Origin of the sequence: Agarivorans sp. OAG1, assembly GCF_037076485.1 — a bacterium.
In the GTDB taxonomy this organism is placed as follows: domain Bacteria; phylum Pseudomonadota; class Gammaproteobacteria; order Enterobacterales; family Celerinatantimonadaceae; genus Agarivorans; species Agarivorans albus.
The window spans coordinates 1,117,471-1,129,634 of sequence record NZ_AP028990.1 but is presented as its reverse complement, the minus strand read 5'-3'; the positions used below and the strand labels follow the sequence as shown (position 1 = coordinate 1,129,634).

11 protein-coding genes are annotated in these 12,164 nt (G+C 44.0%); 5 read left to right on the top strand and 6 right to left on the bottom strand.

The genetic code is table 11. From position 1 onward, the window contains the following. Window positions 1-204: 204 nt before the first annotated feature. The 3 genes from OAG1_RS05240 to OAG1_RS05230 all read left to right on the top strand — a co-directional run bounded on the left by OAG1_RS05240 (window position 205) and on the right by OAG1_RS05230 (window position 3,529). Entirely contained in the window at window positions 205-837 is a 633-nt protein-coding gene (locus OAG1_RS05240; protein ID WP_338624592.1) for a glutathione S-transferase family protein, read from the top strand. Window positions 838-1,055: 218 nt separating this feature from the next. Next, window positions 1,056-2,246 (top strand): class I SAM-dependent methyltransferase, encoded by a 1,191-nt coding sequence (locus tag OAG1_RS05235; RefSeq protein ID WP_338624590.1) that lies wholly within the window; start codon window positions 1,056-1,058, stop codon window positions 2,244-2,246. Window positions 2,247-2,479: 233 nt separating this feature from the next. Continuing rightward, window positions 2,480-3,529 carry an alpha/beta hydrolase gene (locus OAG1_RS05230; RefSeq protein WP_338624588.1) on the top strand — a complete coding sequence of 350 codons (1,050 nt, stop codon included), beginning with the start codon at window positions 2,480-2,482 and terminating at the stop codon, window positions 3,527-3,529. Window positions 3,530-3,586: 57 nt separating this feature from the next. On the opposite strand, the gene OAG1_RS05225 is transcribed toward OAG1_RS05230, so the two are convergent. From OAG1_RS05225 to OAG1_RS05215, 3 genes are all read right to left on the bottom strand, one after another. Beyond that, complete coding sequence (locus OAG1_RS05225) at window positions 3,587-3,835, bottom strand: hypothetical protein (RefSeq protein ID WP_016402961.1); 249 nt, start codon at window positions 3,833-3,835, stop codon at window positions 3,587-3,589. Between the two features lie 228 nt (window positions 3,836-4,063). After that, complete coding sequence (locus OAG1_RS05220; RefSeq protein WP_016402962.1) at window positions 4,064-4,453, bottom strand: CBS domain-containing protein; 390 nt, start codon at window positions 4,451-4,453, stop codon at window positions 4,064-4,066. A 235-nt stretch (window positions 4,454-4,688) separates the two neighbouring features. Beyond that, complete coding sequence (locus OAG1_RS05215; RefSeq protein WP_338624584.1) at window positions 4,689-5,672, bottom strand: hypothetical protein; 984 nt, start codon at window positions 5,670-5,672, stop codon at window positions 4,689-4,691. Between the two features lie 278 nt (window positions 5,673-5,950). On the opposite strand from OAG1_RS05215, the gene OAG1_RS05210 reads away from it, so the two are divergent. Continuing rightward, a complete protein-coding gene (locus OAG1_RS05210; protein WP_338624582.1) occupies window positions 5,951-6,667 on the top strand; it encodes a hypothetical protein in 717 nt (238 codons plus the stop codon). Between the two features lie 66 nt (window positions 6,668-6,733). Here OAG1_RS05210 and OAG1_RS05205 read toward each other — a convergent pair whose 3' ends face one another. Then, on the bottom strand, window positions 6,734-7,498 hold the full coding sequence (locus OAG1_RS05205; RefSeq protein WP_152781982.1) for an exodeoxyribonuclease III: 765 nt from the start codon (window positions 7,496-7,498) through the stop codon (window positions 6,734-6,736). Between the two features lie 323 nt (window positions 7,499-7,821). Between OAG1_RS05205 and OAG1_RS05200 the strand changes: the two genes are divergently transcribed. Then, window positions 7,822-9,396, top strand: a complete 1,575-nt coding sequence (locus OAG1_RS05200) for a BCCT family transporter (protein WP_016402966.1) — start codon at window positions 7,822-7,824, stop codon at window positions 9,394-9,396. 56 nt (window positions 9,397-9,452) lie between these two features. On the opposite strand, the gene OAG1_RS05195 is transcribed toward OAG1_RS05200, so the two are convergent. Together OAG1_RS05195 and OAG1_RS05190 are read right to left on the bottom strand one after the other, a co-directional pair. Next, a complete protein-coding gene (locus tag OAG1_RS05195; RefSeq protein ID WP_152781984.1) occupies window positions 9,453-10,169 on the bottom strand; it encodes a 3'-5' exonuclease in 717 nt (238 codons plus the stop codon). Next, window positions 10,169-12,055: a DUF294 nucleotidyltransferase-like domain-containing protein gene (locus tag OAG1_RS05190; RefSeq protein WP_338624573.1), complete on the bottom strand. Its 1,887-nt coding sequence runs from the start codon at window positions 12,053-12,055 to the stop codon at window positions 10,169-10,171. Before OAG1_RS05190 ends, OAG1_RS05195 begins: the two co-directional genes overlap by 1 nt. Window positions 12,056-12,164 lie beyond the last annotated feature (109 nt).

Here is a 12,164-nt window from a genome sequence, read left to right as displayed (position 1 = left end):
CTTTATACCAATCACACTAAGTAAGTGCTCAGAAATAGCGCAGGAAAAATACTCGAGAATAAGGCAGGATTTTTCGATAAGTAGTTATTCTACAATCAAAAATTCTAACGCAGTTATCGAGTATTTTAACCAGGTAGTATGAACAGTTATTTAGTACGATTGGTATTATACAATGCTTGCTAATGCTGAATAGGAACAGTTTGAATGATTACTTTGTATGGCTCGCCACGCACTCGCTCTTTGCGCGTATCGTGGATGCTGGAAGAGTTACAACTTGAATGGAATTATCACTATCTTAACCTTCAAGTTGGTGAACACCACAGCGATGAATACTTAAGCATTAATCCCTGCGGTAAAGTGCCTGCATTAAAAGATGGCGAGCTAGTCTTTAATGAATCTGCCGCAATTTGCCTTTATTTAGCCGAGAAATACGGCCCGCACTTTTTGCCCTCCCCAGGTAGCGACCAAGCTGCCCTGCACCACCGCTGGGTAAGCTTTACCATTTGTGAATTAGAACAAGCCTTGTGGAACATGGGCAAACATCGCTTTGCTTTACCTGAAGAACTGCGCGTGCCAGAGATGCTAGAAACCGCTACTTGGGAATTTAACAAAGCGGCTGCCATTGCCGAACAATGGGTTCCAGAAGAAGGTTATTTATTAGGCGAGCAATTTACGGTTGCCGATATACTGCTGTGCCACACCTTAAACTGGGCAATGGCGTTTCAGCAGCAATTGCCTACAAAACTCATGGCCTACCGCAAACGCACCAGCCAGCGCTCGGCACTCAACACCGGCCTAGAGAAAGAAATGAATGGCAAAGCCATGAGTAAACTCTAGGGACTGTTTATCTTTCGCGGCTAATTTTGTTCGTGAAAGATAAACAGCCCCTAGACCCCAGACAAAAATAACTCACTAAATAGCCAAGCTTCTGCTTGGCTTTTTCATCGCCTAATAAACCGAGTAAACCTGCCAACGAGTAATAAAGCCAGACTATACTTGGGTTTTGCTAAGCATGGCGCTTATAATGCGCGGCATTAATCATTAGGAAGCAGAACATGAGCGGCATCATCACCCTTAAGGCCAAGCGCGACAAAGCGTTGTTACGTCGTCACCCTTGGATTTTTTCAAACGGCATTCATAAAGTATCGGGCAAGCCACTCTCTGGCGAAACCGTAGAAGTTTACAGCGCCGAAGGGAAATATCTGGCTACTGCTGCCTACTCGCCAGAATCGCAAATTAGAGCTCGAGTTTGGAGCTTTGAACAGCAGCAAGAAATTGATAAGCAGTTTTTTATTGACCGCTTAGAAGATGCTCAAGCGGCTCGACAAATTCTCGGTGAGTTTGCCGATACCGACGCTTATCGTTTAGTTGCTGGTGAAAACGATGGCCTACCAGGCATCACCATTGATCGCTATGCAAATGTATTGGTATTGCAGCTGCTAAGTGCTGGTGCAGAGTTTCAGCGTGCCAACCTTATTGAAGCGCTAAAACACTGCTACCCAGATGATGTTATCTACGAGCGCTCAGACGTAGATGTTCGCAAAAAAGAAGGTTTAGCTCCTCAACAAGGGCTGATTCATGGTGAGCTACCCGCTCAACCAATGGAAATAAATGAAAACGGTTTGCGCCTACTCATTAACGTGGAAACCGGCCATAAAACCGGTTACTACCTTGATCAACGCAATAACCGCAAACTGGTTGGCCAGCTCGCCAAGGGCAAAAAAATACTTAACTGTTTTTGTTATACCGGCGGCTTTGGCACCTATGCCTTGGCTGGCGGCGCTAAAAAGGTAGTCAACGTAGATGTCTCTGACGCCGCTTTAGAGATAGCCGCCAAAAACGTTGAGTTAAACGACTTAGACGCTAGCAAAATAACCCAGCTAAATGCCGATGTATTTAAGCAACTGCGCGCCTACCGCGATTGTGATGAGCAGTTCGACATGATAGTGCTAGACCCACCAAAATTTGTTGATAGTAAAGCCAGCTTAAATCGAGCTAGCCGAGGTTACAAAGACATCAACATGCTTGCTATGCAGATGTTACGTCCTGGTGGAATATTGCTGACTTACTCCTGCTCTGGCCTTATGCCAACTAGCTTGTTCCAAAAAATCGTGGCCGATGCAGCCATCGATGCCAAGCGAGAAATGCAGTTTCTTAAAACCCTAGAGCAAGCCGAAGATCACCCAATTGGCGGCCCCTACCCGGAAGGTCACTACCTAAAAGGCTTTTTGTGTAGAGTTAAATAACTCTAGCCTTTTGACGCATCAAAGACGCTGCTTTTGCAGCGTTTTTTTATTCTATCAACATATCTCGCTAAGCAAGTTTCACTAAACAAATCTCACTACAAACGCTGACATATTCGCCACGGCTTAAACAAGAAGACGACAGTTCTATACAAAAGATTTAGCGTATTAGTTTCATAATAATAATCACTAACTTAATGTAAGGCAGCTAAGCGCTTAACAAGGGACATTAAAGCATGAGCAGATCAACGATTTATCGCTATGGTTTGTTACTCCTCATCATTGGGGTGGTATTTTCCTGCTTAGATGATTCACCTCAAGTTAATGAAAAGAAAATTAGTTTCCCCTCTGGTGAGCTTAAGATAAGTGGCTCACTAATTACTCCCACCAATCTTCCAGGGCCTTACCCTGTTGTTGTGCTAGTACACGGCGACGGTGCGATGCCTTATGATGCCTATGGCTATTACAAACCGATATGGACCGAGTTTGCCAAACGAGGCATTGCTACTTTAAGTTGGGATAAACCCGGCGTTGGCGGTTCAAGTGGAAACTGGTTAGAGCATTCTATGGAAGAACGAGCGGAGATTGTGAGAAATGCAATAAGCTACCTACGCACGCAAAATGCAGTTATCGACCAGCAACACATCGGTTTAATGGGCTTTAGTCAAGCTGGCTGGGTATTGCCTAAAATAAGCAATCAACAGCATCAGGTTGATTTCGCTGTGTTTGTAGGCACCGCGATTAACTGGTTGCGCCAAGGCCAATACCACCGCAGCATCAGTAATGGTACTGGCAGTAATCCAGAATTCTATAAAACGCTACCTGATTCCTTGCTCACTCAAGCAGTAAAACAAAACTTGTCTTTCGCGGCTTACCAAAGCGCACACCAAGATATGCTCACAAGCGATCCCAACTATAATGAGGGCTTGTTTAACGATGAAGCTCGTTACGGTTTTATCGCAAAAAACTGGATGAATGACGCAAGCTCAGAGTTAAGCCAAATAGACATTCCTATTCTCGCAGCTTTTGGACAAGACGATCTTAATGTAGATATCAACGATAGCATTTACCATTATCGCCAAGCCTTCGCCCACAACGATCCGGAGCTGCTAAGCATTAAGCAGTTTTCTGGAGCCAGTCATGGGCTATTGCAGTCCTGGTTTTGGAATACTCAAAGCCCCGGAATCGCGCATATCTTAATGATTGAGTTTTTTGGCAAAAGCATGTTTGCCGACAACTCGCTTGACCAAATTGCGACTTGGGTGGAGCGCCAAGTCCAACACTAGCGACTTAAGTCACTAGGCCTTAATCGCTGCATGCGAAGTCTCATGATCAGCATTAAATTAAATCACTTTAAATACAACACGCTCATTGTCTTCAATATCTTCTATTTCGAGGATCACCCCAGAACTATCGCGACTCAGCAGCGACGCTTTTAGGGTTGCCAAGCTATCGGCGTCATCGGAGAAATAAGCAGCCAATTTAGGCGGTAAACATTTAAATAGAGTTTTTGCGATGTATATGGGCAAATTGACCGAGTCAGAAAGGCTTCCGGTATCTAGCTGATAAGTTTCGATTCTTAATTTTTTCATACAGTCGCTTCCTTAGTGACTAACTACCATTGCTAACTAAAGCAATATCCATAAGAGACTTGAAATTAAACCATCCACAAGCCCTAGTGATAAAAAAATCACTAACAACTCTATAATAGTCAAAGTTTTTATGAGCAGCTTGAAATGTATGAAACTAATTGCAGTGTTTACCTATTGCTATACAGGCACCAGCAAAGATAGGAACTCTCTCAACCATAACTAGAGTAACTAGATAAACTCTGTTTTTAAGAAAGCACTTAATACATCAGAGGCAGAGACAATGCCAACACAGGCCGAACCTTCGGTAACAATAAGGTGATGGATCTTTTCATAACTCATAATTTCTGCGGCTTGCTGAATACTAATATCAGGCGCAACCTCTATCACCCGATGTGTACACAATTCCCAAGCATGTTCCAACTTTGGATTAGCGCGCTGGGTACTAAAGTGCACCAAATCACTCGCGCTAATTACGCCAAAAATGGCGCCATCAGGGCTAAATACCGGAACACAACAAAGCTTGTTGTCATCTAATACTTGGCATACTTTTTCAACCGAATCGTCTAGCGCAACTCCGATTACATTGGTTTCCATGAAACTGCTAATTTGAGTGCTCATTAGATGCCTCCTTAGCATTTAGTTCTCAAACCAAAAGGTTATTGATACTTTAATCATAGTTGGAATTAATGCTTTAGGTGGCCACTCGAGCGCAAATGAGGCTCTAGCTTGTTGAAGATCAATATTGCTTAAACGAGCACACACATAGACTGGCGATTAGGCTTGGATATGCGGGTGAGCAGCCAGTGGTAACTAAGCTCCCTTATTTACCCCAACCACTAGCCCCAAAGTGATTTTACTCTGGTAAGTTATTCCAAAGCTTTACGCAGTAATAGATGGGCATGTGATCGGTAAAACTAATTTTGCTGTCGGCTTGCCACTGTTTAAGGTTATCTCGCCATTCTTTAAATGACTCAAGTAAGTGCTGGTTTATCTCGGTAAGATCAACACTCAAGCTCTTACGCCGTTGCTCTTGAGCTTTAAAAGTATTAACAATAAGCGCTTTGTACTCGGTAGGGCTCTTTTCCGGTCGTTGGTAATCTATTTGCTGATTGCTGTGAATGTAAACCAGCTCGCCAACATCCTCAAAACCAAAGCTTATCGCGGGCAAATTAGGCGGTAACATCGGTATAGGATCTTTGGCGTGTTCTACTCGCCAAATAGGCCGGTGATTAATCTGCTCAATAAATTGTTGATTACCGACTCTGGGAGAACCATAAATATATAAACCCGTTGCTTGCGGCACTTTAGCAAAACATAAGCTTGCTAAAGCACCACCCAAGCTATGTCCGGTAAGCCAAATAGTGCGGTCTGGGAAGTCTACTATCTGCTGCTCAATAAACTGCTGTAAGCCTTGCTCGCCACTCCAAACTTCGTCGAGCGCTTTGGCAAAACCTTGATGTACTTTTCCACCCTCTGCAAAAGCTACAGGCATGCTGTCTAAGTCTGTTTTTAACTCGTATAAGGCAGACAAAGATTTAAGCTCTGTGCCGCGAAAGGCAATGATTAAGGCTTCTCGATTTCCAGCTGCCATGCATTCTGTGCCGGTGCCCTCAAAAAAAGTAAACTGCTCAAAGCCAGCTAGCTTAAAAGCCATACGAGCAAAACCAGGGTGACAATAAGCAAGCAGTGAACATTCGGCCAACCACCAAGCATTTACCTCTGAGAACTCGGTATTGTTGGGCTGAAACGGATATTGATTAGCGCCTTCAAAATAAAGGTAATTCATATCAGGCGGAACAATGTCGTAGTTTTTGGTGTCGGGGATTGGCTTCTTCATGGCTAAAACTGCTACTGTTAAGCGAACGATTAGCTTAACGCATTTACTAGGGGCTGTTGACCTTTCGAGCTGATTTTTGCGGCTTATATACAAGGCAAAAGCTTTAATGAGTAGCAAGCCTAAATGACAAGCTGAAAACGCATTAGAAATAAGCCACAAACGCTGCCAGAAGGCTTCGGCTAAACAGTAACACTCGCCTAGTTTGAGCTATAAATGCAAGTTAAACGGTGGCTGTCCGTGTATAAATCCTAGCTAACAATGAAATTGGAGAACAAGTAATGGCAATGATTGCTGGCAAAACTCGCCTTATAGCAACAATGGCTTTGAGCTCATTATTGTTAGCATGTGTACCTACCATTCAAACCGTTTACCTCACACCACAAGTGCAAGGGAAGGTAGTGTTATTTACCCCAGGTGAGAGCGCTAACTTTAGCCCTTTAAGTGGTATTGCTGCTTACTACCCTTCTGCACCGGAAGCGGCGACACAATCCAATCAGCAAGGTGAATTCCTACTGGAGGCAAACAGTACGGTGGAAGCCAGTTTATTGATGCCAGGACACTCATTAAATTACTACCCAGTAACAGTACAAGCCGAAACATTTAGTTATACAGTGTTAGCGCAAGCCTCAACTAAGATGCTAGATCTAGAAACGGTTAAGCTAAGCAGTGTAGTTGTTAGCGATGAACTCGAAGGTAAACAGCTGTTGGCTGATTCTGGCCCAAACGCACTTAAGTACTGTAATCTGAATTCGGTTAAACAGCTGCGCAGAGAACAAGCTGTTTATCAACTACTCAAGCAATACTATCCAGCGCCAGAGCATCTTGAACAGCCAGTGCTTAGCTATATCAAAGACCAACAGCAACAAACCTTAATGTGGTTAGAATATGTAAAGCGCTCATGCAATTGGGAGGATGAAGACGGCTACCCTCGCTACCGTGATATGAAAGACGCCCGCGAGTACTTTGCTGAGCTAGAAACAAGCTTACTCAACTAAAGCGCCAAGTAAAAACAAAAAACGCTGCTTATAATAAGCAGCGTTTTTATTTAGTTCGGGGGAAAATTAAAGCGCAACATCCACTTGCACAGGGCAGTGGTCAGAGCCCATAACATCATTCAAAATGTCAGCATCACTAACTTGAGCAGCAAAGGCTTCACTCACCAAGAAGTAATCAATTCTCCAGCCAATATTTCGGCCACGTGCGCCGGCTCGGTAACTCCACCAGCTGTATTTAACCTCGTCCTGTTTCTTTAAGCGGAAGGTATCAACAAAACCAGCGGCGGTTAGATTATCAATGCCGTCAATTTCTGCCTGCATATAGCCAGCGCTTTTGTTGTAGTTAGGTTTTGGACGAGCCAAATCAATGTCTTTATGGGCCACGTTTAAGTCGCCACATACCAACACCGGCTTGCGAGCTTCTAAAGCTTTTAGATAAGCGAGGAAATCGGCGTCCCATTGCTGGCGGTAATCAAGACGTTTTAACTCACTACCAGAGTTAGGGGTATATACCGTTACCAGAATAAACTCGGCGTACTCAGCCGCAATTACCCGCCCCTCTTGGTCGTGCTCCTCAATGCCCATGTCGTATTCAACATTTAGCGGCTTCTCTTTAGTTAAAATGGCAGTACCTGAGTAACCTTTTTTAACCGCCGAGTTACTGTAAATGTGGTATCCCTCTAGCTCACTTAGGGCTTCAAGCACTTGATCATCTTGTGCTTTGGTTTCTTGTAAACACAGCACATCGGTTTGCATTGATTCTAGCGAAGCCATGAAGTCTTTCTTCATCACTGCTCTAATGCCATTTACGTTCCACGATACTAAACGCATTCGCCCTTCCTTAAGAGAGTAAAGTGTAATATTCAAGCCCAAGCCTTGCTCAGGCTGAAGCAAATTAGTGCTTCATTGTAGAGGCTAAAACCAAGGAAAAACACCCTTAAACACTAGGGGCTAAGAATAATACTCAAATACCAAATTGATAGAATCCTGCTTGATTTCTCTCATCTAAATGAAACTTTCATCAATTACTTGTTAACTTACACCTACACTAAGCTAATAGAAGGGCTTACTTTGAGTTAGTTTCTGAAAATTAATGCTTATTAAGGTACAGTAGGCATACAAAATCGCATGGACGTTGTGCTAAATGAGGATGAATGACTACCAACAAAGATAAATACAGTATTGATAATACCGATTACACTGTCGGACAAGATAATGTTCAAAAATGGGGCTTTGATGTACATAACCCAGTTTTTGGCATTAGCGCGTCTTTAATCGGTGTGTTCCTAATAGCCATACTGCTGGTTGATCCAGACGTATCAAAAGCCGCATTAGATGGAATAAAGTGGCAAATTATCGGCGCATTTGATGGCCTATTCATGTGGTCAGCCAACATATTTGTGCTGTTCTGCTTAGCAATGGTGGTATCCCCCTTCGGCAAAATACGCCTAGGTGGTGAAAACGCCAAAACCGATTACTCAATGATGTCGTGGATAGCCATGCTATTTGCCGCAGGCATGGGCATTGGACTTATGTTTTGGGGCGTAGCCGAGCCTGTTGCTTACTTTACAGGCTGGTACGAAACACCACTAAATGTTACCGCCAATACGCCAGAAGCAGCTAAATTAGCGCTTGGCGCCACCATGTTCCACTGGGGATTACACCCTTGGGCCATTTACGGTGTGGTGTCTCTATCACTAGCCTTTTTTGCCTTTAACAAAGGCCTACCGTTGTCTATGCGCTCGGTGTTTTACCCAATTTTGGGTGATCGCACTTGGGGTTGGCCTGGACACGTTGTAGATATTCTTGCAGTACTTGCCACGCTGTTTGGCCTAGCAACCTCTTTAGGTTTAGGTGCGCAACAAGCCGCCAGTGGTTTCCACCATGTATTTGGTGCAGATAACGGCTTACTGCTGCAAATAGGCATCATTTTCTTGGTGACACTATTAGCCGTGGTATCGGTAGTTCGTGGTATTGACGGCGGCGTGAAAGTCATTAGTAACGTAAACATGTTGCTAGCGGCAGCCTTGGTAGTATTTGTTGCCTTAGTCACCTTTGCGGTTTCTATGGGCACAGTGCCAACCACCGTTATGGGCTACATCGAAAACATTATTCCACTAAGTAACCCTGTTGGTCGTGAGGACTCAGCGTGGATGCACGGCTGGACAGTGTTTTACTGGGCTTGGTGGATTTCTTGGTCACCATTTGTAGGCATGTTCATTGCGCGTATTTCACGTGGCCGTACTATCCGAGAGTTTATCATTGCCGTGCTAATCGTACCTACGGTAGTAACCACTCTATGGATGTCGGTATTTGGTGGCGTTGCGATTGATCAAATCGTCAACAAAGTTGGAACCTTAGGCGCCGACGGCTTAACCGAAGTGCCTTTAGCTATGTTCCAAATGTTTGATGCCTTGCCAATGGGCAGCATCTTATCTTTACTAGCGATCGTTTTAGTATTGGTATTCTTTGTAACCTCTTCAGACTCTGGTTCATTGGTTATCGATAGCATTACTTCGGGCGGTAAAGTGGATGCGCCGGTTCCTCAGCGCGTATTCTGGGCGACCATTGAAGGCGCAATTGCTGCCGCGCTGGTTTGGGTTGGCGGCACCGAAGCTATTCAAGCATTACAGGCGGGCGCCATTTCTACGGCCTTGCCATTCACCATCATATTGCTGGTGATGTGTGTAAGCTTGTTAATGGGTCTACGTACCGAAAAACGCAGTTAAGACTTTCTAAGCCTTAACAACTAAAAGCCGAGTAAGCCTATGCTACTCGGCTTTTTTTACAACCACAGTTTGTTGATGGGGGTATCGGGACTAAAGTGATAATGGATCTGCGCTTGCAGCAATTCGGCGGTAGCAATGGCGTCGGTAAGTGCGTCATGCGGCGGATAAACCGGCAAGTTATAACGGCTACGAGTATTAGCCAGCCGAATAGATGTAGGCTTCGGTTTTCTTAGCAAATCTATTAGCTTTTTAGGTTGAGCGGCTAACATGTCGGCTTCTATTTGCATGGTATCCACCAGCGGGAAAATAATGCCTTCATTAATCAAGCTGCGTAGCGTGTGATGCAAAAAATCTCGTTCAATTCTGCGATAGTGTACAACCACTACTTTACCTGCCAGCTCATCTAGTAGCTGCTCCAAAATCCGCAACAAACTGGGTGCGCCTTTTAAGTCGGAATGGGTAATGCCGTGAATCACAATAGAGTCTTCTTTAAGTTTATCCTCTGGGGTAACAAACCAATGTTTTGCTTCTCTACAGGCAATACGTTGCAGCGTAAATGGCACCAAACCAATGCTAATAATGCTGTTCTTTTTTGCATCTAAACCGGTGGTTTCAAAATCTAAGGCAACAAATTCAATGTCTTTAAGTTTGGTATCAGCATGATAAGTGCTGGCGTTATAAAAACTGCTCAAACGCTTATCTTTGCTCTCTAAGGCTTTAATCTTAAAGAAGGCTTTCCAGTTGAGAATTTCTTGCTGATTAAGATTCGGCATTAGCTGTTCTGCATACTGTTAGCGGTGTAACGAAACTTGAGAAAGTTTTGCGCGCTGCTTAGTACCAAAAAGGCATCTTTAAGATTTCGCCTTTCAAAGTCAGACATATTTTCCGGCTCAATATTATTATCAGGCTCTTGGTTGGCTTCTATGTCTAGGGCTTGGTGGCGAATTCGCACCAAAGAAATAAACTCCATCGCATGTTGTAAGTCTTTACCTTTTGAAGGCGGTAAAATTCCCGCCTCAATAATGTCTTCTAAGCGGTCGAAAGAGTTCTGAGATTGCGAGCCAATAGCCAAGCCATGTACCCGAATAAGATCGGCCAGCGGCGCTGTACCGCGTCGTTTTAGGTTAATTGAGTTTTTATGGCGGCCATCTTTTTCCATCACAAAATCTTTAAAAAAGCCCAAGGGTGGCGTGCGATTTAAGGCGTTTCTGGCTAAACAGGCCAGAAAACGGTTGTTCTTTTTGGCCTTGCGAAGAATAAAGGCATTAAGCTGCTCAGCCCATTTGGGTCTGCCATACACGCCGTTAAGGTCAAAGAAAATAGAACAGTTAAGCAATGCTTGCGGGTTAGGATTATCAATCCAATCGGCGAAACATTCTTCCCATTGGCTTTGCGTTTTGCGGTACTCCGGATTTGTCGCCATTATGTCGCCGCTGCAATAGGTATAACCGCAAGCAGCCAAGCCATCACATACGTAGCGCGCAAGCTCTTCAAAATACTTTCCGTGCTCCGCTTCGACATATTGGTTATCTAGAATAATCGCGTTGTCTTGGTCGGTCACAATCAGCTGTTCATCTCTCGCCATCGAACCTAAAGCCAAAAAGCAATAAGGTACGGGCGGAGGTCCTAGCTTTTCTTCCGCTAACTCCAATAAGCGCTGCTTAAAGCTGCGACCAATTTCCGACATGGCTCGCCCCACCATGTGTGAATTGGCATCTTCGTTAATCATCCTTACAAAACAATCTTTAAGTTGATGCGATAGCAGCACTAAATCATCGATACTGTTTTGCTGAAAAATGCTGCTCACAATCAACAAACTATTCTGCGATTCGTAACGAATAATATCGCTAACTTCAATTAAACCAATTGGTTGTTTGTTCTTAAGAATAGGAAGGTGATGCACGTTGTAACGCAGCATCAGCAACATGGCTTCGAATATATAAGCATTGTGATCTAAAGAAATAAGCTCGGTAGACATCACCTCAACGACCTGAGTTTCTACATCTAAACCTTGGGCGATTACTTTGGCGCAAAGATCACGCTGAGTAATAATACCAACAAAGCTTTCACCACCTTCGTCAGACAAATTGGGGTCATTAATCAAGGCGGCTGAGACATTCTCTTCAGACATAATTTTGGCTACATCTTGAATTGAGGTAGTCGACGCTAACATCACCGGTTCGCTACTAAGAATAGTTTTAACCTTTGATGTGGTTAAGGAGTTGGCGTCATCACTGTTATCTTCAACCGCTTGCTGTAAACGAATAGTACCTTCAACTTCCACAAAGTCGGCAAATACATCGTAACGCTCACAGAACTCTTCAAAGATGTTTTCGGGAATACAATATAGCAGTGTGTCTTTAATCGCCTTGGCAGGGAAACGGACCTTGTTGTTGGTTAACAAGCCCATTTGTCCAAACACCCCGCCCTGATCTAAGCGGTTATATAACTCGCCAGTGCGGCGATAAATTTCCACCACGCCGCTGCGTATCATAAAGAGATCATGAATGTTATCGCCAAACTCGATAATCATATTGCCTGCACGGTAATAAGATATCTCAACACTTTTTGCGACTTCGATAATTGCTTCTTCGGGCAATTGGTCAAAGGGAGGGTACTGGCTAATAAAATTGCGAACTTCGAGTAGCTCTACGTCCATTAATCTCTCGGTGTAGAAGATAGTTTGAGTGGTTGGAGTCTAGTATATGGTATCTACCCGATAGTTGCAGTGCAGCAAAGTAAGCCTGAGTAGCATTATTACTAAATAT